This window comes from Agromyces sp. Marseille-Q5079 (assembly GCF_051016555.1).
GTDB lineage: Bacteria > Actinomycetota > Actinomycetes > Actinomycetales > Microbacteriaceae > Agromyces.
In genome coordinates this window covers 245,549-269,302 of sequence record NZ_JBPEJF010000003.1, presented here as the reverse complement: position 1 = coordinate 269,302, position 23,754 = coordinate 245,549, and the positions used below count along the sequence as shown (strand labels likewise).

At 70.1% G+C, this 23,754-nt stretch carries 20 protein-coding genes; 7 read left to right on the top strand and 13 right to left on the bottom strand.

Features of this window, described 5'->3' with window-relative positions; all coding sequences use genetic code 11:
- Nucleotides 1–122 precede the first annotated feature (122 nt).
- The 4 genes from ACR3IO_RS08730 to ACR3IO_RS08715 all read right to left on the bottom strand — a co-directional run bounded on the left by ACR3IO_RS08730 (nt 123) and on the right by ACR3IO_RS08715 (nt 5,045).
- A complete protein-coding gene (locus ACR3IO_RS08730) occupies nt 123–1,106 on the bottom strand; it encodes an ABC transporter substrate-binding protein (RefSeq protein ID WP_434070801.1) in 984 nt (327 codons plus the stop codon).
- Nucleotides 1,107–1,180: 74 nt separating this feature from the next.
- Complete coding sequence (locus ACR3IO_RS08725; protein WP_434070800.1) at nt 1,181–2,218, bottom strand: ABC transporter permease; 1,038 nt, start codon at nt 2,216–2,218, stop codon at nt 1,181–1,183.
- Nucleotides 2,215–3,744, bottom strand: a complete 1,530-nt coding sequence (locus ACR3IO_RS08720; protein ID WP_434070799.1) for a sugar ABC transporter ATP-binding protein — start codon at nt 3,742–3,744, stop codon at nt 2,215–2,217. Before ACR3IO_RS08720 ends, ACR3IO_RS08725 begins: the two co-directional genes overlap by 4 nt.
- Entirely contained in the window at nt 3,741–5,045 is a 1,305-nt protein-coding gene (locus ACR3IO_RS08715; RefSeq protein ID WP_434070798.1) for an enolase C-terminal domain-like protein, read from the bottom strand. The genes ACR3IO_RS08720 and ACR3IO_RS08715 overlap by 4 nt, the downstream gene beginning before the upstream one ends.
- A gap of 245 nt (nt 5,046–5,290) precedes the next feature.
- On the opposite strand from ACR3IO_RS08715, the gene ACR3IO_RS08710 reads away from it, so the two are divergent.
- The gene (locus ACR3IO_RS08710; RefSeq protein WP_434070797.1) at nt 5,291–6,214 is read left to right on the top strand and encodes a fumarylacetoacetate hydrolase family protein; all 924 of its coding nucleotides are present in this window, start codon (nt 5,291–5,293) and stop codon (nt 6,212–6,214) included.
- A gap of 37 nt (nt 6,215–6,251) precedes the next feature.
- Here ACR3IO_RS08710 and ACR3IO_RS08705 read toward each other — a convergent pair whose 3' ends face one another.
- The gene (locus ACR3IO_RS08705; protein WP_434070796.1) at nt 6,252–7,742 is read right to left on the bottom strand and encodes an aspartate ammonia-lyase; all 1,491 of its coding nucleotides are present in this window, start codon (nt 7,740–7,742) and stop codon (nt 6,252–6,254) included.
- Between the two features lie 40 nt (nt 7,743–7,782).
- The gene (locus tag ACR3IO_RS08700) at nt 7,783–9,360 is read right to left on the bottom strand and encodes an amino acid permease (protein WP_434070795.1); all 1,578 of its coding nucleotides are present in this window, start codon (nt 9,358–9,360) and stop codon (nt 7,783–7,785) included.
- Nucleotides 9,361–9,579: 219 nt separating this feature from the next.
- Here ACR3IO_RS08700 and ACR3IO_RS08695 point away from each other — a divergent pair, with 219 nt between their 5' ends.
- The 5 genes from ACR3IO_RS08695 to ACR3IO_RS08675 are packed head-to-tail and all read left to right on the top strand — an operon-like array spanning nt 9,580 to nt 14,768.
- Nucleotides 9,580–10,947: a glutamine synthetase family protein gene (locus ACR3IO_RS08695; protein ID WP_434070794.1), complete on the top strand. Its 1,368-nt coding sequence runs from the start codon at nt 9,580–9,582 to the stop codon at nt 10,945–10,947.
- Nucleotides 10,948–11,005: 58 nt separating this feature from the next.
- Entirely contained in the window at nt 11,006–11,773 is a 768-nt protein-coding gene (locus ACR3IO_RS08690; RefSeq protein WP_434071169.1) for a gamma-glutamyl-gamma-aminobutyrate hydrolase family protein, read from the top strand.
- Complete coding sequence (locus tag ACR3IO_RS08685) at nt 11,770–13,125, top strand: aldehyde dehydrogenase family protein (protein ID WP_434070793.1); 1,356 nt, start codon at nt 11,770–11,772, stop codon at nt 13,123–13,125. The genes ACR3IO_RS08690 and ACR3IO_RS08685 overlap by 4 nt, the downstream gene beginning before the upstream one ends.
- A 28-nt stretch (nt 13,126–13,153) precedes the next feature.
- Nucleotides 13,154–13,945: a 3-oxoacyl-ACP reductase gene (locus tag ACR3IO_RS08680; RefSeq protein WP_434070792.1), complete on the top strand. Its 792-nt coding sequence runs from the start codon at nt 13,154–13,156 to the stop codon at nt 13,943–13,945.
- 10 nt (nt 13,946–13,955) lie between these two features.
- Entirely contained in the window at nt 13,956–14,768 is an 813-nt protein-coding gene (locus ACR3IO_RS08675) for a FadR/GntR family transcriptional regulator (RefSeq protein ID WP_434070791.1), read from the top strand.
- Between the two features lie 64 nt (nt 14,769–14,832).
- Here ACR3IO_RS08675 and ACR3IO_RS08670 read toward each other — a convergent pair whose 3' ends face one another.
- On the bottom strand, nt 14,833–15,126 hold the full coding sequence (locus ACR3IO_RS08670) for a DUF4190 domain-containing protein (protein ID WP_434070790.1): 294 nt from the start codon (nt 15,124–15,126) through the stop codon (nt 14,833–14,835).
- 122 nt (nt 15,127–15,248) lie between these two features.
- On the opposite strand from ACR3IO_RS08670, the gene ACR3IO_RS08665 reads away from it, so the two are divergent.
- A complete protein-coding gene (locus tag ACR3IO_RS08665) occupies nt 15,249–16,535 on the top strand; it encodes a uracil-xanthine permease family protein (protein ID WP_434070789.1) in 1,287 nt (428 codons plus the stop codon).
- A 93-nt stretch (nt 16,536–16,628) separates the two neighbouring features.
- Here ACR3IO_RS08665 and ACR3IO_RS08660 read toward each other — a convergent pair whose 3' ends face one another.
- From ACR3IO_RS08660 to ACR3IO_RS08635, 6 genes are all read right to left on the bottom strand, one after another.
- Nucleotides 16,629–18,083, bottom strand: coding sequence for an NCS2 family permease (locus ACR3IO_RS08660; RefSeq protein WP_434070788.1), 1,455 nt, complete (start codon nt 18,081–18,083; stop codon nt 16,629–16,631).
- Nucleotides 18,084–18,156: 73 nt separating this feature from the next.
- Nucleotides 18,157–18,501: a peptidase gene (locus ACR3IO_RS08655; RefSeq protein ID WP_434070787.1), complete on the bottom strand. Its 345-nt coding sequence runs from the start codon at nt 18,499–18,501 to the stop codon at nt 18,157–18,159.
- Nucleotides 18,498–19,679, bottom strand: coding sequence for an anion permease (locus ACR3IO_RS08650; protein WP_434070786.1), 1,182 nt, complete (start codon nt 19,677–19,679; stop codon nt 18,498–18,500). The genes ACR3IO_RS08655 and ACR3IO_RS08650 overlap by 4 nt, the downstream gene beginning before the upstream one ends.
- A 97-nt stretch (nt 19,680–19,776) precedes the next feature.
- Entirely contained in the window at nt 19,777–20,259 is a 483-nt protein-coding gene (locus ACR3IO_RS08645) for an 8-oxo-dGTP diphosphatase (RefSeq protein WP_434070785.1), read from the bottom strand.
- Nucleotides 20,260–20,287: 28 nt separating this feature from the next.
- Nucleotides 20,288–21,319: a 6-phosphofructokinase gene (locus ACR3IO_RS08640; RefSeq protein ID WP_434070784.1), complete on the bottom strand. Its 1,032-nt coding sequence runs from the start codon at nt 21,317–21,319 to the stop codon at nt 20,288–20,290.
- A gap of 188 nt (nt 21,320–21,507) precedes the next feature.
- Nucleotides 21,508–23,631 carry a DEAD/DEAH box helicase gene (locus ACR3IO_RS08635; protein WP_434070783.1) on the bottom strand — a complete coding sequence of 708 codons (2,124 nt, stop codon included), beginning with the start codon at nt 23,629–23,631 and terminating at the stop codon, nt 21,508–21,510.
- Nucleotides 23,632–23,754: the final 123 nt, after the last annotated feature.

Genomic DNA, 23,754 nt, shown 5'->3' with positions numbered 1-23,754 from the left:
CGCGTCCCGCGGTCGGCGAGGTCAGCAGCGCGCCTTCGCGGCAGGCCGCCCGCGGCCGGCCACCTCGCCGGGCACGACGAAGGGGCGCCGACCGCGTCGACGCCCCTCCGTGCGAACCGTCCCTACTCGTAGAGCACGGCCTGGATCTCCTCGTCGTCGATGTTCGTCGAGTCGTACCAGTAGAAGCCCGTGTCGATGGTCTTCGGCAGGTCCTTGCCGTCGATCGCCTCGACGGCGGCCTTCACCGTCTCGTAACCGATGCCGACGGGGTTCTGGGTGATCGCCCCGATCATCAGGCCGTCGCGGATGGCGTCCATCTGCGCCTTGCCGGAATCGAAGCCCACGACCGCGAGGGTGGCGGGATCGATGCCGAGCTCCTTCACGGCCTGCACGACGCCGATCGCCGAGCCCTCGTTCGAGCCGTAGATGCCCGCGAGGTCGGGGTTCGCGGCGATGATCGCCTTGGCGAGGTCGGCCGACTTCGCCTGGTCGCCGCCGCCGTACTGGATGTCGACGATCTCGATGTCGGGCTCGTTGTCCTCCATGTACTGCACGAACCCGTCGCGACGCTCCTGGCCCGTCACGGACGTCTGGTCGTGCACGACCAGGGCGACCTTGCCCTTGTGGTCGACGGCGTCGGCCATGTGCTTCGCGGCCTCGGCGGCGGCCGCGAGGTTGTCGGTCGCGGCGGTCGTGACCGGGATGTCGCTGTCGACGCCGGAGTCGAACGCGATGACCGGGATGTTCGAGTCCTTCGCCTGCTGCAGCAGCGGACCGGCGGCCTGGCTGTCGAGCGCCGCGAAGCCGATCGCGGCGGGGTTCTTGTCGAGGGCGGTCTGCAGCATCTGGATCTGCTGGTCGACGTCGGCCTCGGTGTCGGGGCCCTCGAACGTGATCTCGACGTCGAACTCCTCGGCGGCCTGCTCGGCTCCGGACTTGACGGCCTGCCAGAACTGGTGCTGGAAGCCCTTCGAGACGAGGGCGACGTACGGCTTGTCGCCGCTGGCATCGTCGCCGCCCGTGGACCCGCTGTCGGCGCAGCCCGCGAGGACGAGGGCTGCCGCGACGAGACCGGCGACGGTGCCGATCGTGCGCTTCTTGAACATGTCACTCCTTGGTGTTCGGATTCGGTGGTGCGTTTACTTGCCTCCGCGGCCCCGTGCTGCCGGCCGCGGATGGATCAGGATCGACGGCGCCGCAGCATGTCGAGGTACACGGCGACGAGGATCACGATGCCGACGGCGACCGACTGCCACTCCTGGGGCACCGAGATGATGCGCAGTCCGTTCGTGAGCACCGCCATGATGAGCGCGCCGATCACGGTTCCGACGATCGATCCCTTGCCGCCCTGCAGGGACGTGCCGCCGATGACGACCGCGGCGATGGCCTCGAGTTCGAGCCCCATGCCGCCCGTCGGCTGCGCCGAGGAGAGCCGCGAGGCGCTCAGCACGCCGGCGAGCCCTACGAAGAGTCCGGCGAGCGTGTAGATCACGATCTTCCAGCGGCGCACGTTGACACCGGACAGCGCCGTCGCCGCCTCGTTCGAGCCGATCGAGAACGTGTAGCGGCCGAGGATCGTCTTCGAGAGCAGCACCGCGGCGATCACGATCATGACGATGAAGATCGCGACGCCCATCGGGAACCGGATACCGGGGATGATCGACAGGTTCATGATCGACTGGAAGTCGGGGGTCTCCGAGAAGTAGATCGGCTTGGTGCCCGAGATCACGAGCGAGAGGCCGGCGCAGATGAGCATCATGCCGAGGGTCGCGATGAAGGGCGGGATGCCGAGCACCGAGACGTTCACGCCGTTGACGATCCCGATGAGCCCGCCGAAGACGATCGTCGCGAGCACGCCCGCCCAGATCGGCCATCCGAGGTAGGTGAGGAAGACGCCCGCCATCACGCCGCAGAGCACCATGCCGGTGCCGATCGAGAGGTCGATGCCGCCCGTGATGATCACGAACGTCGTGCCGAGGGCGAGGATGCCGGTCACCGTCGCCGCCGTGAGGATGGAGACCAGGTTGTTGGCGGTGAAGAAGTGCGGGCTCGCGAGTGAGAAGACCACGACGATGAGGATGAGGCTCGCGAACGCCAGGAGCTGCTGCAGTGATCCGCGGAGGCGCGCGAAGCGGGGCGCCCCCTTGTCGATCGCGGCGAACGCCGTGGTGGACGGGGACCGATCCGACTTCGGCGGCGTCACGGTGGGGCTGGTCATGCGATCGTTCCTTCGCTCGAGAATCGGGTTGCGGCGTCCATGAGGTTCTCCTGCGTGGCATCCGCGTTGTCGAAGATCGCCGTGAGCCGCCCTTGGGCCATGACGGCGATGCGGTCGGAGAGGCGGAGCACCTCGGGCAGTTCGGAGGAGATCATGACGATCGCCTTCCCCTGTTCGGCCAGGCTCTTCAGCAGGGCGTAGATCTCCTCCTTGGCACCGACGTCGATGCCACGGGTCGGCTCGTCGAAGATCAGCACGTCGCAGTCCTTCGCGAGCCACTTCGCGATGACGACCTTCTGCTGGTTGCCGCCGGAGAGGTTGCGCACGAGCTGCGCGCTGGAGGGGGTCTTGATGCGCAGCTTGTCGATGTAGTCGCGACCGGTCGCCTCGATGCGGGCGTCGTTGACGAAGCCCAGCGCCGACGTGTAGTCGCGCAGCGCGGAGAGCACGATGTTCTCGCGCACGCTCCGCTCGAGCAGCACGCCCAGGTGCTTGCGGTCCTCGGAGAGGTAGCCGATGCCGTGCCGCGACGCCTCGGCCGGGTTGCCGATGGAGACCGGCTTGCCGTGCATGCGGATCTCGCCGGATTCGCGCGGGTCGGCGCCGACGATCGCCCTCGCGACCTCGGTGCGGCCGGCGCCCATGAGGCCGGCGAAGCCGAGGATCTCGCCGGCGCGCACCTCGAAGCTCACGTCGCGGAGCAGCGACCTCGTGCTGAGGCCCTCGACCGCGAGCACCGGCGCGGTGTCGAGGATGCGCGGCACGGGGCGCTGCTCGCCGGAGATCTCCCGACCGACCATGAGCGAGATGACCTCGCGCTGATCGGTCTCGGCCGTGACGCGAGTGCCGACGTTGCGCCCGTCGCGGAGGACGGTGATGCGATCGGAGATGCGGTTCAGCTCCTCCATGCGGTGCGAGATGTAGATGACCCCGGTGTCGGGTCGGCGGAACCGGCCGATGAGCTCGAAGAGCACGTCGACCTCGGCGTCGTTCAGTGCGGCGGTCGGCTCGTCCATGATGAGCACCTTCGCCTCGAACGAGAGGGCCTTCGCGATCTCGACCATCTGCTGCTTCGCGACGGTGAGCTCCTCGACGCGCTCGCTCGGGTCGAGTGCGAGCCCGAGGCCCTCGAAGAGCTTGCGTGCGCGGCGGTTGAGGCTCCGGTCGTCGAGGAAGAACCCGGCGGCGCGCTGCTCGCGCCCGATGTAGATGTTCTGCGCGACCGTGAGGTCGGGCATGAGGTTGAACTCCTGGTGGATGATCGAGATGCCGAGCTCCTGCGCGTGCTTCGGTCCCTCGATCGCGAGCTCCTCGCCGTTCAAGCGGAAGGTGCCGGCGTCGGGCGTGTAGATGCCGGCGAGCAACTTCATGAGCGTCGACTTGCCGGCGCCGTTCTCGCCGACGAGGGCGAGCACCTCGCCGTGATGCAGCTCGAGGCTCACGTCGTCGAGCGCCTGCACGCCCGGGAACCCCTTGCTCACGCCGCGCAGGTCGAGCAGTGGGGCCGTCTCGGCAACGTCGGTCATGCCGGCACCTCGCGAAGGCGGATGCCGCGCCAGGTGTACTCGTGCACGGAGGCCTCGTGCATCTCGGTGCCGGCGCCGGGCGCCTCGGGCACGAGGTAGCGGCCGCGCTCGACGACCGCCGGGGTCACGAAGTGCTCGTGGAGGTGGTCGACGAATTCGATCATGCGACCGTCCATGCTGCCCGAGACGGCGACGAAGTCGAACATCGAGAGGTGCTGCACCGCCTCGCAGAGCCCGACGCCGCCGGCGTGCGGGCAGACCGGCACGCCGAACTTGGCCGCGAGCAGGAGGTTCGCGATGTTCTCGTTGACGCCGCCGACCCGGGTGGCGTCGATCTGCATGACGGCCATGCCGCCGGCTTGCAGCAGCTGCTTGAAGACGACGCGGTTCGCCACGTGCTCGCCCGTCGCGACCCGGGTGGGTGCGACGCCCCGGGCGATCGCCGCGTGGCCGAGGATGTCGTCGGGGCTCGTCGGCTCCTCGATCCAGGCCACGTCGAACTCGGCGAGCGCGTTGACCCAGGCGATGGCGTCGGCGACGTCCCAGCGCTGGTTCGCGTCGATCGCGATCGGGAAGTCGGGTCCGACGGCGGCCCGGGCGATGGCGAGGCGACGGCGGTCGTCGGCGAGGTCGCTGCCGACCTTCAGCTTGATCTGCGGGAACCCGTCGGCGACCGCCTCGCGGCAGAGCCGCTCGAGCTTCTCGTCGGAGTAGCCGAGCCACCCCGGCGTCGTGGTGTACGCGGGGTACCCGATCGCGAGCAGTTCGGCCTCACGCTCGGCGCGCAGCGGCTCCGCGGCGCGCAGGATGTCGAGGGCCTCGTCGCGGGTGAGCGCGTCGGAGAGGTAGCGGAAGTCGACCAGGTCGACGAGCTCCTCGGGCGACATGCGCGAGAGCAGGCGCCACAGCGGCATGCCGGCGCGCTTGGCCTTGAGGTCCCAGAGCGCGTCGATGGCCGCGCCGATCGCCATGTGCATGACGCCCTTCTCGGGGCCGAGCCACCGGAGCTGGGAGTCGTGGGCGAGCAGGCGCCAGGTGGCGCCCATGTCGTCGAGGAGCACCTCGACGTCCTGCCCGAGGAGGTGGTCGCGGAGCGCGTCGAGTGCGGCGACCTCCACGTCGTTGCCGCGCCCGATGGTGAACACGAAGGCATGCCCCGCGAGACCGTCGGCGGCGTCCGTTCCGACGGTGATGTACGCCGCCGAGTAGTCGGGGTCGGGGTTCATCGCGTCCGAGCCGTCCAGCTGGAGGGAGGTCGGAAAGCGGATGTCCGTGGTGTCAACGCTGACGATCGTGCTCATGAGGTCCTTTCGTGGGCACCACCGAGCATAAACATCCGATGTCTGCTGCGTCAAGAGGCAAGTTCATGCCGCTCGGGCGTGAGGACTCCCGCTGCAGCCCGCAATACTTCGGATGTTCGCGCCCCGATCCGCCGCTGCCCGATCGTCTCCTGCATGACCGCCCAGTCGACATCGTGTCGTGTCCTCCATCGGATCTTGTACGTTGTGCACAGCAGTCGGCCGTAACCGGCGGATAGTCTGGACAGGTGAGATTTGCGCACCTCAGAGTCGAAGGCCAGACGACCCCCCGACTCGCGGTGGTGGAGGGCGAGTCCGCGATCTTCCTCGACGAGGTCATGCGCCGGGCGCCCCGCGACCTGCAGGATCTCATCGAGCAGGGCCCCGAGGGCCTGGCCCGGGTGCGTTCCGCCGTCGGCGCCCCCGAACCCGCCGAGACCGACCCCGAGCCCGCAGCCGAGACCGACCCCGAGGCGCCGGGCGCGCTGCCGCGGCATCCGGTCGCCGAGCTCCGCCACGCCTCCGCGGTGCTCCGTCCGGCCCAGGTCATCGCGATCGGCGCGAACTACGCCGCCCACGCGTCCGAGCTGAAGCTGCGCTCCGAGACGGCGATGACGATCTTCTCGCTGTGGCCGAACTCGCTCACCGCCCACGGCGCCACCACCACCTGGCCCGAAGACCTCACGACGCAGGTCGACTACGAGGCCGAGCTCGGCGTCATCATCGGCCGGCCCGCGCGGGGCGTGCACGCCCGCGACGCGCTCGACTACGTGTGGGGCTACACCGTGGTCAACGACATCACCGCCCGCGACATCCAGTTCAGCGAGGCGCAGTGGTCGCGCTGCAAGTCCTTCGACGGCTTCACGCCCACCGGCCCGGTGGTCGTCACGGCGGACGAGATCCCCGACCCGCAGAACCTCTGGCTCACGACGAACCTCGACGGCAGCATCATGCAGGACGCCTCGACGGCCGAGATGGTGCGCAGCGTCGCCGAGATCATCTCGCTGCTGTCGCGGTCGGCGACGATCCCGCCCGGCACCCTCATCTCCACCGGCAGCCCCGGCGGGGCCGGGTACTCCCGCAAGCCGGCCGTGTTCCTCCGCGACGGGTCCACCGTCACGGTGAGCATCGAGGGCATCGGGTCGCTCACGACCCACTGCCGCGTCGTCTGACGATGCGGGCGGCGCCGGAGCGCCACCCCGCACGCGGTCACTCCGCCGGTTCGCCCTGCAGGTCGATCACCGGGATCGCCTGCGTGATCGGGCCGATGCCCGACAGCTTCGACGGCACCAGCTGCGCCTCGACCGCCTGACGGGTCATGAGGCCCGCCTCGACCACGAGGTCGGCCACCGGTCGCCCGGTCGCGAGCGCCAGCTTCGCCACGGCGGATGCCTCGGAGTAGCCGATGAACGGGATGAGCGCGGTGATCATGCCGACGCTCGATCCGACCATCGCCGCGAGGTGGTCGGTGTTCGCCGTGATGCCGTCGACGCAGTTCACGCGCAGGGTCCAGCAGGCCTGGCGCATCCACGTGATCGACTGCAGCAGGGAGTGCGCGATGACCGGTTCGAAGGCGTTCAGCTGCAGCTGCCCGCTCTCGGCGGCCATGGTCACCGTGACGTCGGCGCCCGCGATCGCGTAGGCGACCTGGCTCACGGCCTCGGGGATGACCGGGTTCACCTTGCCCGGCATGATGCTCGAGCCGGCCTGCCGCGGAGGCAGGTTGATCTCGCCGAAGCCGGCCTGGGGCCCGGAGGAGAGCAGCCGGAGGTCGTTGCAGATCTTGGACAGCTTGATCGCGCTCCGCTTCAGGGCGCTCGAGAAGGTCATGAACACGCCCGTGTCGCTCGTCGCCTCGATGAGGTCGGGCGCGGTGACGAGCTGCTGGCCGGTGATCGCGCTGAGGTGCGCGACCGCGCGTGCGGCATAGCCGGGGTCGGCCGTGATGCCCGTGCCGATGGCCGTCGCGCCGAGGTTCACCTCGCCGAGGAGCTTGATGGTCTCGCGCAGCCGTTCGAGGTCCTCGCCCAGCGTCGTCGCGAACCCGTGGAACTCCTGGCCGAGCGTCATCGGCACGGCGTCCTGCAACTGGGTGCGACCGACCTTCAGCACGCTGTGGAACTCGCGCCCCTTGGCGGCGAACGAGCGCCGCAGCAGTTCGAGCTCGTCGAGCATGGTGGTGAGGGAGAACGTCATCGCCAGCTTCAACGCCGTCGGGTACGTGTCGTTCGTCGACTGGCTCCGATTGACGTCGTCGATCGGGTGCAGCACGTCGTAGCGACCCCGGCCGTACCCGGCCAGCTCGAGTGCGACGTTGGTGATGACCTCGTTGGCGTTCATGTTCGTCGAGGTGCCGGCGCCGCCCTGGATCACGCCGACGACGAACTGCTCGTGATAGGCGCCGTCGATGATCCGCTGGCAGGCGTCGTCGATCCAGGCGGCCTTCTGCCGGTCGAGCACGCCCACGTCGTGGTTGGCTCGCGCCGCGGCCTGCTTGACCGAGGCGAGCGCGACGATCAGCTCGGGGTAGACCGAGATGGGCCGCTTGGAGATCGGGAAGTTCTCGAGTGCGCGCATCGTGTGCACGCCCCAATAGGCTTCGGCCGGGATCTCGACCGAGCCGAGCGAGTCGGTCTCGGTGCGGGTATGGGCAGGGTTTTCGGACGTCGTCGTCACGTGCACCTCCGGGTCGATAGGCACCTTCGAGCCTACCGCCGCACCGAGACCGCTTCCTGAGAGCTCAGTCCTTCGCGGGACCGCCCGCCGGGTCGGGCACGGCGCCCTGGCCGTCGACGCCGTCGGCGGCCAGGAGCTGCTCCTCGACCGTGCCGCCGTACCCTTCGGCCTGCGGGTCGCCGTGGAGTCCGCCGGAGACCGCGTACTCCTCCTCGGGCGAGAGCACGAGCCGGTGACGGCCCCAGAACGCGAAGATCGCGAGCATGACGGCGTACACGACGATGATCGCGATGATCGCCGGCAGGAACGTCGGGTTGAGGAGGAAGCCGACGAAGATGAGCGCCGCGATGATCGCCGCGGTCACGGCGCCTCCGACGCCCCACGGGCTGCGGTAGGGCCGCTTCGCATCCGGGTACTTGCGTCGCAGGATCACGAACGACACCATCTGCAGCAGGTAGGCCAGCACTGCGCCCCACACGGCGATGTTCAGCACGATCGCCCCGGCGACGCCGCCCGCACCGCCGGCGGCGTCGACGACCACGAGGGCGACGAAGCCGATGAGCCCGCCGGCGAAGAGCGCGACGTACGGCGTCTGCCGCTTGCCGGTCAGCGAGAGGAAGCGCGGATAGTACCCGGCGCGGGAGAGGGAGTACATGTTGCGCCCGTAGGCGAACATGATGCCCTGCAGGGAGGCGAGCAGGCCGATGAGCGCGAAGAGCGCGAGCACCGCCGCGGCGCCGTCACCGACGATCGCCCGGAATCCGTCGAGCAGCGGCTCGCCCGCGACGCCGGTCGCCTCGGCGCCGACGACACCCGTGTTCAGCACGAGCACGAGCAGGCCCGTGACGATGAGGGTTCCGCGCGCCCAGAGCCCGGCCCGCGGGATGTCGCGGACGGGGTTGTGCGACTCCTCCGCCGCGAGCGGGAGCTCCTCGATGCCGAGGAAGAACCACATCGCGAACGGCAGTGCGAACAGGATCGGGAAGACCCCGTGCGGGAGGAACGCCGTGGCACCGGCATCCGGCGCGATGTCGTAGAGGGCGTCCCACGAGAACTGCCCCGAGAAGATCGCCATGGCGCTGAACACGAGCAGGATCGCGATGGAGATGATCGAGACCACGATCGCGAACTTGAAGGAGATGCTCGCGCCCGCCGAGTTCAGGGCGATGAAGACGAGGTAGAGGACGACCCACCAGATCCAGGCCGGCATCGAGAAGCCGAGCAGCTCGGAGGTGATGCTGTCGGCGTACGCCGCAGAGAAGTAGACGATCACCGCGGTCGTCGCGACGTACTCGATCGTCTCGGCGAGGCCCGTCACGAATCCGCCCCACGGGCCCATGGCCGCGCGCGAGAACGAGTACGCCCCGCCCGTGTGCGGCATCGCCGAGGCCATCTCGCCGATCGAGAAGATGAGGCCGTAGTACATGACCACGAGGATCGCGAACGCGATGAGCATGCCGCCGAACCCGGCGAAGTCGATGCCGAAGTTCCAGCCCGAGAAGTCGCCCGAGATGACCGCGGCGACCGCGAGTCCCCAGAGCCCCCAGACGCCGGCGGTGCGCGTGAGTCTGCGCTTCTCGAAGTAGCCCTGCTCGGCGGTCGTGTACTTCACGCCCGAGACCTTGAGGGTGTCTTTCGCCATGACGGCTCCCTTGTGCTCGTCGCGCAGGCCGTCGGCCGGCGCAGGGGGGTGCGATGCTTGGGGCTGACTGTAGGGGTCGGAATGGTAGCCTGTCCAGACCTTTCTTGCAGCAGGGCCGCCCGACAGCGCGATCGACTCCCCCGCAACACCTACCGAGCCGTGCGCGACTGTGCTCTAATGGTCGGAACACCCGACCATTTCGTTCGCAGAGGAGCACGGATGCCGGCACCGAAGGGGTTCCTGGACCTCGAGGCACTGCGAACCGCGGTGTCCGAGGGCGACGTCGACACGGTCATCGTCGCCTTCACCGACATGCAGGGCCGACTCGTCGGCAAGCGCGTGTCGGCGCGGCTCTTCCTCGACGATGTCGCGGAGCACGGCGCCGAGGCGTGCAACTACCTGCTCGCCGTCGACGTCGAGATGAACACCGTCGACGGCTATGCGATGTCGAGCTGGGAGCGCGGCTACGGCGACATGGCGCTCATCCCCGACTTCACGACGTTGCGCGCGGCGCCGTGGCTCGAGGCGACCGCCCTCGTCACCGCCGACCTGCAATGGCTCGACGGCACCCCGGTCGAGGCGGCTCCCCGGCGCATCCTCCAGCGCCAGCTCGATCGCCTCGCCGAGCGGGGCCTCACCGCGTACGTGGGCACGGAGCTCGAGTTCATCGTGTTCGACGACTCGTTCCGCGACGCCTGGCGCAAGGGCTACCGCGAGCTCACGCCGGCGAGCGACTACAACATCGACTACGCGCTGCTCGCGTCCACGCGCATGGAGCCGCTCCTCCGCGACATCCGCAACTCGATGGACGGCGCGGGCATGTACTGCGAGGGCGTGAAGGGCGAGTGCAACCTCGGCCAGCAGGAGATCGCGTTCCGCTACACCGACGCGCTCGGCACCTGCGACAACCACTCGATCTACAAGAACGGCGCGAAGGAGATCGCCGACCGCCACGGCAAGTCGCTCACCTTCATGGCGAAGTTCAACGAGCGGGAGGGCAACAGCTGCCACATCCACATCAGCCTGCGCGGCACGGGCGGTGAGGCCGTCTTCGCCGACGACGACGCGCCTCACGGCATGTCCACGCTCTTCCGCCACTTCCTCGGCGGCCAGCTGGCCGCGATGCGCGAGCTCACCCTGTTCTCGGCGCCGAACATCAACTCGTACAAGCGTTACGTCGCGGGCTCGTTCGCGCCGACGGCCATCGCCTGGGGCCTCGACAACCGCACGTGCGCGCTGCGCGTGGTCGGTCACGGCCTCGGCATGCGCGTCGAGAACCGCGTGCCGGGCGGCGACGTCAACCAGTACCTCGCCGTCGCGGCGCTCATCGCCGCGGGCCTGCACGGCATCGACCACGGCATCGAGCCGGGCGACGTGTTCCGCGGCAACGCCTACGAGAGCGAGGTCGCCCGCGTGCCGGCGACCCTGCGCGAATCGGCCGACCTGTTCGCCGGCTCGGCCATCGCGCGCGAGGCGTTCGGCGACGAGGTCGTCGAGCACTACCTGAACAATGCGCGCGTCGAGCTCGCCGCCTACGACGCGGCCGTGACGGACTGGGAACGGGTACGTGGCTTCGAACGACTCTGAGCCGGCCACCGAACTGCTCGACGGACCTCGGGGGACGGGGACCGGTGCGGATGCCGCGGTGGGGGCCGCGGCATCCGCACCGCTGATCGGCGTGACGACGTACCTCGAGCAGGCGAGCACCGGCGTCTGGGACGTGCCGGCGTCGTTCCTGCCGAAGGCCTACCTCGATGCGGTGACGGATGCCGGCGGCATCGCCGTGCTGCTCCCCCCGCAGCCGGCCTCCCCCGAGGTCGCGCGCACGCTGCTCGACGCCCTCGACGGGCTCATCGTCGCCGGCGGCGCCGACGTCGACCCGGCGCGCTACGGCCAGGCCCCGCATCCGCGCACGGGCGCGCCGCGTCCCGACCGCGACGAGTGGGAGCACGTGCTGCTGACCGAGGCGATCGCGTCGGAGACCCCGTTCCTCGGCATCTGCCGCGGCGCCCAGGTGCTCAACGTGGCACTCGGCGGCACGCTCGTGCAGCACCTGCCCGACGTCGTCGGATCCGAGCGGTACCAGCCGGCGCCCGCGGTGTTCGGCGAGGGCGACGTGCACGTCGAGGCCGACACGCTCCTCGGCTCGCTCGTCGGGCAGCGGCGCCTGCCCGTGCACCTCTACCACCACCAGGCGCTCGACCGGGTCGCCGAGGGCCTGGCCGTCACCGCCCGCAGCGACGACGGCGTCATCGAGGCCGTCGAGGTCGAGGCCGTGCCGTTCGGACTCGCCGTGCAGTGGCACCCCGAGCAGGATGCGGCCGACCGGCGACTCTTCGCGGGTCTCGTCGACGCCGCCCGCGCGCATCGCGCCGCCCGATCGACCGCCGCCACCGCGAGGAGCCTCGAATGACCCGCACCATCATCAATCCGGCCGATGGGCAGGTCGTCGCCGCGGTCGCATCGGCCACGATCGAGGAGACGGATGCCGCGATCGCCGGCGCGGCCGCGGCGCAGCGTCACTGGGCCGGGCTCGCACCCGCCGATCGCGGCCGGATGCTGCGACGCTTCGCCGAGGCCGTCGACGGCGCGGTCGAGGAGCTCGCCGCCATCGAGGTGCGCAACTCGGGGCATCCGATCACGCAGGCGAGGTGGGAGGCCGCCCATGTTCGCGACGTGCTCGAGTACTACTCGGCGTCGCCCGAGCGCCTCTTCGGCCGGCAGATCCCGGTCGCGGGCGGACTCGACGTCACCTTCCAGGAGCCGCTCGGCGTCGTGGGCGTGATCACGCCGTGGAACTTCCCGATGACGATCGCGTCGTGGGGCTTCGCGCCCGCACTCGCGGCGGGCAACGCGGTCGTCCTGAAGCCCGCCGAGTGGACGCCGCTCACGAGCCTGCGGCTGGCCGAGCTCGGCCTCGAGGCCGGGCTGCCCGAGGGGCTCTTCCAGGTGGTGGTCGGCAGCGGATCCGTCGTGGGCGAGCGGTTCGTCACGAACGAGACCGTGCGCAAGGTCGTGTTCACGGGATCGACCGAGGTCGGCAAGCACATCATGGCCGGATGCGCCGACCAGGTGAAACGCGTGACGCTCGAGCTCGGCGGCAAGAGCGCGAACATCGTCTTCGCCGACTCCGACCTCGAACGCGCCGCGGCCACCGCCCCGTACGGGGTGTTCGAGAACGCCGGGCAGGACTGCTGCGCGCGCAGCCGGATCCTCGTCGAGCGCAGCGTCTACGAGCGGTTCATGGAGCTGCTCGAACCGGCCGTCGCGGGCGTGAAGGTGGGAGACCCGACCGACCCGGCCACCGAGATGGGTCCGCTCGTGGCGCGCGAGCACCTCGAGCGCGTGCGCTCGTTCGTGCCCGACGACACCGACGTCGCGTTCCGCGGCACCGCACCCGAGGGCGAGGGCCACTGGTTCGCCCCGACCGTCCTGACGCCCGCGCGCGACGCCCGCACGGCGCGCGAGGAGATCTTCGGCCCCGTCGTCTCGGTGTTCCCGTTCGACGACGAGGCCGATGCGATCGGCTTCGCCAACGCGAGCCGGTACGGGTTGTCGGGCTCGATCTGGACCCGCGACCTCGGCCGCGGCATCCGCGTGGCCCGAGCCGTGGAGGCCGGCAACCTCAGCGTGAACTCGCACTCCTCGGTGCGCTACGCGACGCCGTTCGGCGGCTTCAAGCAGTCGGGCCTCGGCCGCGAGCTCGGCCCCGACGCGCCCCTCGCCTTCACCGAGACCAAGAACGTCTTCCTCGCGGTCGACTGACCCGAACGAATCCCACGACAGGAGCACCATGACCGCACTCGCCCGCATCGACCTCACGCAGCGCCTCGCGGGCCGGGTCGCCGTGATCACCGGCGGCGCCTCCGGCATCGGCCTCGCGACCGCGAAGCGCCTCGCCGCCGAGGGCGCCCGGGTCGTCATCGGCGACCTCGACGCCACGGCCGGCGCGGCCGCCGCGCAGCTCGTCGACGGCCTGTTCGTCCAGGTCGACGTGACCGACGAGGCGCAGGTCGACCACCTCTTCGACACCGCCGCAGCCACGTACGGATCGGTCGACATCGCCTTCAACAACGCCGGCATCTCCCCGCCCGACGACGACTCCATCGAGACCACCGAGCTGCCGGCGTGGCAGAAGGTGCAGGACGTCAACCTGAAGTCGGTCTACCTCTGCTCGCGCGCGGCGCTGCGGCACATGGTCGCGCAGGGCCGCGGCTCGATCATCAACACGGCGTCCTTCGTCGCGGTGCTGGGATCGGCGACCTCGCAGATCTCGTACACCGCCTCGAAGGGCGGTGTGCTCGCCATGAGCCGGGAGCTCGGGGTGCAGTTCGCCCGCCAGGGCATCCGCGTGAACGCCCTCTGCCCCGGCCCGGTGAACACGCCGCTCCTGCAGGAGCTGTTCGCGAAGGATCCCGAGCGGGCGCAGCGCCGCCTCGTGCACATCCCCGTCGGCCGGTTCGCCGAGCCCGAGGAGCTCGCGGCCGCGGTCGCCTTCCTCGCGAGCGACGACGCGTCCTTCATCACCGGGTCGACGTTCCTCGTCGACGGCGGCATCAGCTCCGCCTACGTGACGCCGCTCTAGGCTGGACGCCATGAGCTCCCGTTCCGCGTCGCATGAGGCTCCGGACGCCGCATCCGAGGCCGTCGCCGACGCGGGGGCGGGTGATGCCGCAGCCGGCGCACCGAGCGCCGCGCTGCTGTTCACGCCCGCGCGACAGGCGAACGCGTTCGAGGAGACCGTGCAGCGCCTGCTGCAGTCCATCCGCCTGGGCCTCATCGGCCCCGGCGACCGCCTGCCGCCCGAGCGCGAGCTCGCGGGCATGCTCGAGGTGAGCCGCGACACGCTGCGCGAGGCGATCGCCTCGCTCGCCGACGCGGGCTGGCTGGTCGCGCGCCGCGGGCGCACCGGTGGAACCTTCGTCTCCGACGTGCTGCCCACGCCCCGACCGGTCATCGCCGGCGAGGCGACCGAGGACGAACGCGCCCGGCACGCGGCCCGCATCGAGGACACGCTCGCCCTGCGCGCCGTCATCGAGGTCGGCACCGCGCGACGGGCCGCCGAGAGCGAGCTGAGCGCGGCAGAGCGCGAGCGGCTCTGGCAGGCGTACGAGGCCTGCACCGACGCATCCGCCGACCAGTACCGCACCGCGGATTCGCGCCTGCACCTGCTGATCGCCGAGCTCCTCGGCGTTCCGAGCGTGATCCCGCTCGTGGCCGACGTGCGCATGCGGGTCAACGAGCTGCTCGACGGCATCCCCCTGCTGGCGCCGAACATCTCGCATGCGAACGACCAGCACCGCGCGATCGTCGCGGCGATCCTGCGGGGCAATCCCGACGAGGCCGCTGCGGCGATGGCCGAGCACATCGGCGGAACCGAGGCGCTGCTGCGCGGGTTCTACGCCTGAGGCGGGCGCCCCGTGCGGAGCGCCCGCCTCGAGCGGTGCGTGCGGCCCGATCGGGCCCCGATCCTCAGATGAACGCGAACGGCAGCATCACGAGGCCGAAGACGAGCGCGCCGAGGGTGACGAGCACCGTGCCGGCGAGCATGACGCCGTTCAGCACGATGCCCCAGATCGCCATGGTGCGCGAAGCCGGCTCGCGCTTGAGCGCCATGATGCCGAGCACCAGGCCGATCACGGGCGCGAAGAAGGTGAAGCTCGCGAAGATCGACACGATGCCGAGCACGAGGCTCGAGATGCTGAAGCCGTTCGTCTCCGTCGCGGCGGTCGCGATGTTCGGCGTGGTGGCGGTTGCGGTGGTCATGGAAACCAACTCCTGTTCTCGGTGGTGATTCCACGCTACGGATGCCGCGAGCCACGCGATATCCGGTGAACCCCCGGATACGCTCTCAGGGATCCCCGAGAAACCGAACGAACGGAACCCCTATGAACCTGCCCTGGACGGTCCACGGCGACGGCCGGAACGTCGCGCCGGGCGAGGTCGTCGCCCCCGGCGAACGACTCAGCTGGCCGCGCACCATCGGGCTCGGGTCCCAGCACGTGGTGGCCATGTTCGGTGCGACCTTCCTCGTGCCGATCCTCACCGGGTTCCCGCCCGCGACGACCGTCTTCTTCTCCGGCATCGGCACGATCCTCTTCCTCGTGATCACGCGCAACCGGGTCCCGAGCTACCTGGGGTCCTCGTTCGCGTTCATCGCCCCGATCACGGCGGCGCTGGCGGCGGAGAACGTCGCGGACCCGATGGGCGCCGCGCTCTTCGGCATCGTGGCCGTCGGCGCGCTGCTCGCGCTGGTCGGCGTGATCGTGGTGTGGCTCGGCACCCGGTGGATCGACGTGCTCATGCCGCCCGTCGTCGCCGGCTCGATCGTCGCGCTCATCGGCTTCAACCTGGCTCCGGCGGCGCGCGACAACTTCATGGCGGAGCCGTTGACGGCTCTCGTGACCCTCTCGGCGGTCATCATCTCGAGCGTCGCCTTCCGCGGTCTGCTCGGGCGCATGTCGATCCTGGTCGGCGTGGTCATCGGCTACGTCGTCGCCGCGACGCTCGGGCAGGTCGACTTCGAGCCGATCGCGCAGGCGGCGTGGGTCGGGCTCCCGACCTTCCACTTCCCGGCGAATCCGTTCGCCGACGCCGCGGTCTGGGGCTACCTGCCCGCCTTCCTCCCGGTCGTGCTCGTGCTCGTCGCCGAGAACGTCGGGCACATCAAGGGCGTCGCCCAGATGACGGATGCCTCGATCAACCGCTCGACCGGGCGCGCGCTGCTCTCCGACGGGCTGGCGACGATGCTGGCCGGATCGTTCGGCGGTTCGGGCACGACGACCTACGGCGAGAACATCGGCGTCATGGCGGCCACCCGCGTGTACTCGACGGCCGCGTACTGGGTCGCCGGCATCGTCGCGGTGCTGCTCGGCCTCTCCCCCAAGTTCGGTGCCGTCATCAACACCATCCCGCCCGGGGTGCTGGGCGGCGTGACCACCGCGCTGTACGGGCTCATCGGCATCATCGGCGTGAAGATCTGGGTCGACAACAAGGTCGACTTCTCACGCCCGGCGAACCAGTTCACGGCGGCGACCGCGCTCATCATCGGCATCGCCGACTTCACGTTCGCCGTCGGCGGCGTCTCCTTCAACGGCATCGCACTCGGCACGATCGCGGCGATCGTGATCTACCACGTGATGACGGCCATCGGCCGGGCCCGCGGCACGAACTGACCCGCGGCCGCTCCGTCGCGGCATCCGAATTCGCACCGGAACGGCGGATGCCCCGGGGTCGACCGACCCCGGGGAATCCGACTCGCCGATCGATCAGCCGCCGAAGAGCGCCTCGATCGGACCGCGCGCGAAGTACAGCACGAAGCCTGCGGCCACGATCCAGAGGAGCGGGCTGATCTCCTTCGCCTTGCCCGAGAGCGAGCGCAGGACGACCCACGTGACGAAGCCCGCGCCGATGCCGTTGGCGATCGAGTAGGTGAACGGCATGACCGTGATCGTCACGAACACCGGCAGCATGACCGAGAACGCGTCGAACTCGATGAACCGGATCTGCGACATCATCATCGCGCCGACCACGACCAGCGCGGCCGAGGCGACCTCGGACGGGACGATCGAGGTCAGTGGCGTGACGAACATCGCCAGCAGGAACAGGGCACCGGTCACGAGGTTCGCGAGACCGGTGCGCGCACCCTCGCCGATGCCCGCTCCGGATTCGATGAAGACGGTGTTCGACGAGCTCGAGGTGAAGCCGCCGGCGACCGCGCCGACGCCCTCGACGATGAGCGCCGAGCGCAGGCGCGGGAAGTCGCCCTTCGCGTCGGCGAGCTCCGCCTCCTTCGAGAGGCCCGTCATGGTGCCCATGGCGTCGAAGAAGTTCGTGAAGACGAGCGTGAAGATCAGGCCGAGCGCGGCGAGGGCGCCGATGCGCTCGAAGCTGCCGAAGCTCACCTGGCCGACGAGCGACAGGTCGGGCCAGCTGAACCAGGACGCCGGGAGCGTGGGAACGCCGAGGCCCCAGCCGCCGGGGTTCTCGGCCCCCGAGCCGAGGTGCCAGATCGCCTCGACGATGACGGCCACGACCGTGCCGGAGACGAGGCCGATGAGGATGCCGCCGCGCACCTTGCGGGCCACGAGCACGCCCGTGAGCAGCAGCGTCAGCACGAAGATCAGGCTCGGGACCGTGGCGATCGACCCGGCGGCGCCGAGCTGGACCGGCGGGGAGTTGAAGCCCGTCGCGGTCACGAAGCCCGCGTCGACGAACCCGATGAAGGCGATGAACAGGCCGATGCCCACCGTGATGGCGAGCTTGAGCTGCATCGGGACCGCGTTGAAGATGAGCCGGCGCAGGCCCGTGGCGGCGAGCAGCACGATGATGAGGCCGTTGATGAGCACGAGGCCCATGGCCTCGGGCCAGGTGACCTCGCCGACGACCGCGACAGCGAGGTAGGAGTTGATGCCGAGGCCGGCCGCGAAAGCGAACGGCAGTCGTGCGACGACGCCGAAGAGGATCGTCATGACGCCGGCGGTGAGCCCCGTGACCGCCGCGACCTGCTGGAACGCGAGCACGTCGCCCGCGACATCGGGGCTGCCCGAGAGGATGATCGGGTTCAGGATCACGATGTAGGCCATCGTCACGAACGTGACGAGGCCGCCCCGCACCTCGGCGCCGACGGAGGAGCCGCGCTTGGTGATCTCGAAGAAGCGGTCGATGAACGAGGTCGGCGCGTGCTGCTCGGGCGGCGCCTCGGAGGTGGGGGTTTCAGTCATGCGATGAGAGTAGCGGCGCGCAGGTTACGAACGCACGTCGGGAGGTTCGGGGCGGCGCGGAGGGGTCGGAGGGTCACGAGAACATCTTGAGGACGTGGTCGCCGATGATGAGGTAGACGCCGTAGACCACGGCGAGGGCGCTCACCACGAAGCACGCCCAGGCGCCGACGAGGGCCATGCGCTTCTGCCCGTCGGTGAGGGGGCTCTTGCGAGCGGCCTTCGCCGCGCGCTTCTCGGCCTTGCGGATCTCGGCCGGCGACACGATGGTGATGGCGTCGGTGAACTCCGCGGGCGAGACGATCGGCGTGCGGCCCGAGACGGTGAGCAGGCGGATGCCGAGAGCATACGCCGAGACGATGACGCACGCGCTGACGAGCGAGGCGACGAGCACCAGCAGGAAGGATCCCCAGTCGATCACTTCGTCACCCTGCCCTTCTTCGGCTTCGGGTTGCGCTTGATCTTGACCGCGCGACCCGAGTCGGCGACCTCGCTGACGACGTTGTTCGCCGACACTTCGTTGCGCTGGGACAGCAGGAAGATCCCGATGATGACCGCGGCGCCGACGATCATGTCGATGATGATGCCGATCGGGCCCAGGAGCGCGACGAACGCGGTGATGGCGCCGACGGCGCCGGCCGCGGGCAGGGTCAGCAGCCAGCCGACGCCGATGCGCCCGGCCGTGCGCCATCGCACCTTCGAGCCTCGTCGTCCGAGGCCGGAGCCGATGACGGAGCCCGAGGCGACCTGCGTGGTCGAGAGCGCGAAGCCGACGTGGCTCGACGCGAGGATGGTCGCCGCGGTCGCCGTCTCGGCGGCGAACCCCTGCGCGGGCTTGATGTCGGTGAGGCCGGTGCCGAGCGTGCGGATGATGCGCCAGCCGCCCATGTACGTGCCGAGCGCGATCGCGACGGCGCACGAGACGATGACCCAGGTCTGCACCTCGTCGCCGGAGGACTGGAGCCCGGCCGAGACGAGCATGAGCGTGATGACGCCCATCGTCTTCTGCGCGTCGTTGGTGCCGTGCGCGAGCGCGACGAGCGAGGACGAGAAGATCTGCGCGTGACGGAAGCCGTCGCGCCCGTCGGGCTTGCCGTCGTAGCGGCGGGTGATCGCGTAGGCGAGCTTCGTCGCGAGGTAGGCGACCAGCCCGGCGGTCAGCGGCGCGAGGATGGCCGGCAGGATGACCTTGGAGACGACGACCGAGAAGTTGACCGCACCGAAGCCCGCACCCACGATCGCCGCGCCGATGAGGCCGCCGAACAGGGCGTGGCTCGACGAGGACGGCAGCCCGAGCAGCCAGGTGACCATGTTCCAGATGATGGCGCCGATGAGGCCCGCGAAGATGAGCTGCGGCGTGATCAGCACACCGCCATCGCCCTCGTTGATGATGCCGCCCGAGATGGTCTTGGCCACCTCGGTCGACAGGAACGCGCCGATCAGGTTGAGGACCGCCGCGAGGGCGACGGCGACCTTCGGCCGCAGCGCACCGGTCGCGATGGGCGTCGCCATCGCGTTCGCGGTGTCGTGGAAGCCGTTCGTGAAGTCGAAGAAGAGCGCCAGTGCGATGACCAGCACGACGATGAGGGTGAGATCCACCGGCGTCTTTCTTGGTTCGGTCTGGGACGGTGCGGAATATCACCGGATGAACTGGCGCCGAAGGCCGAATGGACCTGAGACGAACGCCGCGTAAATCCTACGCGACGCTCCCCTGCTGATCCACCACGCTGGCGAGGTCGGCGCCGAAGGTGAACGTGCGGCGTACGGAACCGCCCGCGAGCACGCCGGGCACCCAGTGCGCGGCGTCGTCCCACATGAGGTCGTACGGCACCTCGTCGACCGGGAACCACTCGGGATCGAGTTCGTCGGATGCCGTGGGCTCGCCGCTCCACGACCGGCACACGAACACGCTGGACTCCTGGCTCCACGCCTCGCGGTGCGGGAACAGGTACGTCAGGAGGCCGCGCGGCTCGAGGTCGGCGGCCCGCACGGTGAGGCCCGTCTCCTCGAACACCTCGCGCACCGCGGCATCCGCGGCCGACTCGCCGGGCTCGAGCTTGCCGCCGGGACCCACGAGGCGCCCCTCGCCCAGGCCGTGCTTCTTGCGCCCGAGGAGCACCTCGGTGCGACCCCCGTGCTCGCGCAGGAGGTAGCAGACGCAGACCTGTGGCAGTGGCATCCGGTCGTGGATCCGAACGCTTCGGCGACTAGCCGAAGAGGATGCGGGCCTCGTCGTAGCGACTCTGCGGAACGCTGTTCAGGGTGCCGACGGCCTCGGCGATCGACACGGTCTCGATGTCGGTGCCGCGCAGCGTGACCATGGAGCCCCACGCGCCGTCGTACACGGCGTCGACGGCGGCCATGCCGAGGCGCGTCGCGAGCACGCGGTCGAACGCGGTGGGCTCGCCGCCGCGCTGGATGTGTCCGAGCACGGTCGCGCGCGACTCGATGCCCGTGCGCTCCTCGATCATCGGTGCGATGAGCTCGGCGATGCCGCCGAGCCGCGGGCGGTTGAACGCGTCGAGGCCCTTGTGCGAGTGCGCCTCGGTCATGCCGTCGAACTTGAAGCCCTCGGCGACGACGACGAGGGGCGCCCGCCCGCGATCGCGCACCGACTCGACCCACTCGGTGATCTGCTCGATGGTCTGCGGCTGCTCGGGGATTAGGATGGCGTGCGCGCCGCCGGCCATGCCCGAGTGCAGGGCGATCCAGCCGACGTGGCGGCCCATGACCTCGAGCACCATGCAGCGCCCGTGCGAGTCGGCCGTGGTGCGCAGGCGGTCGATGGCTTCTGTGGCGATCTGCACGGCGGTGTCGAAGCCGAACGAGTAGTCGGTGGCCGCGAGGTCGTTGTCGATGGTCTTCGGCACGCCGATGACCTTGATGCCGCCCTCGTCGTAGAGGCGACGGGCGGCGGTGAGGGTGCCCTCGCCGCCGATCGCGACGATCGCGTCGATGCCGTTGCGGTCGAGCATCTCCTGGATCTTCTCTGGGCCGCCGCCCTCGCCCTCGAAGGGGTTGGTGCGGCTCGAGCCGAGGATCGTGCCGCCCTGCTTGGCGAGGCCTCGCACGTCATGACGCACGATCGGCATCAGGTCCTCTTCGACCACGCCGCGCCAGCCGTTTCGGAAGCCGACGAACTCGGTGTCGTACGAGATGACGCCCTTCAGCACGGACCCGCGGATGACCGCGTTCAGGCCCGGGCAGTCGCCGCCGCTGGTGAGAATGCCGATCTTCATGGTGTGAACGACTCCAAGGTGCTCGTCAGATCAAGAGATGTGCCGGATGCCACAACGGCGGGGCTGTTCGACTGCGGCAGTCTATAGCTTCCCGTCAACGCGGACGTGCCGTGCCGGTCGGACCGCACGCCGCGGCGCCGACCGGACGGCCTCGTCGACCGCCCGTCGGAGCCCGGTTCGGGCGTCGGTCAGAGCGCCCCGTCGAGGGCCGCCCGCAGCAGGTGCTGCAGGGCATCCATCTGCACCGAGTCGGCCGACCCCGGCTCGACGTCGCTGCCGTCGAGCGCACGCGCCGCGAGGCCCTGCTTGGAGTCGATGAGCTCGGCGATGCGCGCGTCGATCGTGTGCGCGGCGATGATGCGCCACGCCGTGACCGGCTCGTCCTGGCCGATGCGGTGCACGCGGTCGATCGCCTGCGTCTGCTCGGCGGCCGTCCAGCTGAGCTCGGCGAGCACGACGTTCGACGCGGCCTGCAGGTTGACGCCGACGCCCGCCGCCGTGAGCGAGCACACCGCGACCGCGACATCCGGTTCGGTGTTGAACGCGTCGATGGCCGCCTGGCGCTGCAGGGCCGTCTGGTCGCCGCGGAGCGACACCGTGCGCAGGTCCCGCGCCGCGAAGGCGGCCTCGGCCTGGTCCATGACGTCGATGTGCTTGGCGAAGAAGACGACCTTGCCGACCGAGCGTGCGAGCTGGGCCGCGTAGTCGGCGGCGAGCCCGGCCTTCGCCTGGCCGATGCGGCGCACCATGGTGAAGACGTTCTCGCCGGTCTTGGCCGACTTCGACTCCTCGAGCTCGGCGGACGCGACCGCGCGGATGAACTGGTCGCGCTGGTCGTCGTCGAGGTCGCCGATGCGCAGGTGCCTGGCCTCCACGAGCGCCCGGAAGCGCCCCAGCAGGCGGTTGCCGAGCTCGCGCTCGGCGGCGCGCACCGAGCGGCCCAGCTCGTCGTCGAGTTCGACGGGCAGGTCGGCGATGCGCTTGGCCGGCAGGTCGGCCGCGACGTCGACCTTGCGACGGCGCACGATGCCGAGGTCGATGACGGTGCGCCTGGCCGCGGAGTAGAAGCCCTGTTCGGCGGGCGTCAGCCCGTTCTCCTCGAGGAGGCCGAGCAGGCGCGGCGACGGCTTGTCGCCCTCGATCCAGCCGAGGAACTGCCAGATCGCGCGGAAGTCGTCGACGTCGTTGATGAGCGGGGTGCCCGTGAGGGCGAGCAGCAGCGGGTCGTTGCCGGGCGCGGTGCGGCGGATGCGGTCGGCCAGGGCGAGCACGTTCTTCGAGCGCTGCGACTGCAGGTTCTTGATGAAGTGCGCCTCGTCGACGACCATGCCCTTGAACCCGAGCGTCGAGAGCCAGGCCATGTGCCGGTCGAGCACGTCGTAGTTGACGACGACGACGTCGGCGAAGGCGTCGAGGGTGTCGCCGTCGCCGTGGATCACGGTCGCGCGGCGGTGCGGGGTCCAGCGCTCGACCTCGCGGGCCCAGTTCATCTTCACGACGTTCGGCACGACCGCGAGCAGCGGATAGGCGTCGGCGACGGATGCCGCGAGCACGGACTGCGCGGTCTTGCCGAGGCCCGGCTCGTCTGCGAGCAGGAACGTGCGGTGGCCCTCGCGGGCGGCCTCGATGAAGCGCGCCTGGTGCATCATGAGCTCGAGCCCGCGCGGCGCGAGGCGGTCGATCTTCGGCGCCTCGGGCAGCTCCATGGTCGCCGCCTGGCCTCCCGAGCCCTGCTCGAACGCCTTGAACAGCGGGCCGAGGAGCTCCCAGTTCGCGAGGCGGCGCACCGGCACGGGCGGTGCCGTCGGCTTGGAGAAGTCGGGGGCGAGGAACGGATTGGCGAGCTGCCGGGACCGCACGGATGCCGGGATCACCTGGTTCTCGGCGAGCACGGGCTTGGCCTCGGCCTCGCGCGTGATGATGAGCTCGTCGGGGCTGAGCTCGGCACCGGATTCGAGCAGCCAGTCGCGGCGGAACCGCTGCGCGACCGTGGAGATCGAGGCATCGGGCTCGAGCAACGCGATGAGGCTCGTGTCGCGGGCGGCGGTCTTCGCGAGGATCTGCGCGATGCCGTCGAGGCGCTTGAGCAGTTCGGGCCGGGCGTTGTCGGGCACCTCGGGGTCGGACTTCACCCGGGCGCGCTCCTCGCGCATGAGCAGCGCGATGACCTGGAACTTGGTGCGGTTGGTCGGGCCCAGCTTGCCCTTCTGCGCCTTCTGCTCGACCTCGCGCACCTTGCGCGCGAGGATCGGGATGATGGGGGCGTCGTCGTCACGCGAACGCGTTCGCGTTCGCTGCCTCGTCTGGGCCATGATCCTCCGGGTATCGGGGCTCGTCTCCTGGGCGCCTGCCCGTCACCGATCGCGATGGCCGGGACCGCACGCCGCACCTGGATGCGGACGAGAGCGGTTCGGGCGAATCTTTGCACGTGATGA

Bases quoted from the DNA above. Each gene is read 5' to 3' on its own strand.
- ACR3IO_RS08670 (WP_434070790.1), bottom strand. From the start codon at position 15,126: ATGACCACCGCAACCGCCACCACGCCGAACATCGCGACCGCCGCGACG.
- ACR3IO_RS08660 (WP_434070788.1), bottom strand. From the start codon at position 18,083: ATGACTGAAACCCCCACCTCCGAGGCGCCGCCCGAGCAGCACGCGCCG.
- ACR3IO_RS08640 (WP_434070784.1), bottom strand. From the start codon at position 21,319: ATGAAGATCGGCATTCTCACCAGCGGCGGCGACTGCCCGGGCCTGAAC.
- ACR3IO_RS08665 (WP_434070789.1), top strand. From the start codon at position 15,249: ATGAACCTGCCCTGGACGGTCCACGGCGACGGCCGGAACGTCGCGCCG.
- ACR3IO_RS08715 (WP_434070798.1), bottom strand. From the start codon at position 5,045: ATGAGCACGATCGTCAGCGTTGACACCACGGACATCCGCTTTCCGACC.
- ACR3IO_RS08730 (WP_434070801.1), bottom strand. From the start codon at position 1,106: ATGTTCAAGAAGCGCACGATCGGCACCGTCGCCGGTCTCGTCGCGGCA.
- ACR3IO_RS08725 (WP_434070800.1), bottom strand. From the start codon at position 2,218: ATGACCAGCCCCACCGTGACGCCGCCGAAGTCGGATCGGTCCCCGTCC.
- ACR3IO_RS08700 (WP_434070795.1), bottom strand. From the start codon at position 9,360: ATGGCGAAAGACACCCTCAAGGTCTCGGGCGTGAAGTACACGACCGCC.
- ACR3IO_RS08685 (WP_434070793.1), top strand. From the start codon at position 11,770: ATGACCCGCACCATCATCAATCCGGCCGATGGGCAGGTCGTCGCCGCG.
- ACR3IO_RS08675 (WP_434070791.1), top strand. From the start codon at position 13,956: ATGAGCTCCCGTTCCGCGTCGCATGAGGCTCCGGACGCCGCATCCGAG.
- ACR3IO_RS08720 (WP_434070799.1), bottom strand. From the start codon at position 3,744: ATGACCGACGTTGCCGAGACGGCCCCACTGCTCGACCTGCGCGGCGTG.
- ACR3IO_RS08680 (WP_434070792.1), top strand. From the start codon at position 13,154: ATGACCGCACTCGCCCGCATCGACCTCACGCAGCGCCTCGCGGGCCGG.
- ACR3IO_RS08635 (WP_434070783.1), bottom strand. From the start codon at position 23,631: ATGGCCCAGACGAGGCAGCGAACGCGAACGCGTTCGCGTGACGACGAC.
- ACR3IO_RS08645 (WP_434070785.1), bottom strand. From the start codon at position 20,259: ATGCCACTGCCACAGGTCTGCGTCTGCTACCTCCTGCGCGAGCACGGG.
- ACR3IO_RS08695 (WP_434070794.1), top strand. From the start codon at position 9,580: ATGCCGGCACCGAAGGGGTTCCTGGACCTCGAGGCACTGCGAACCGCG.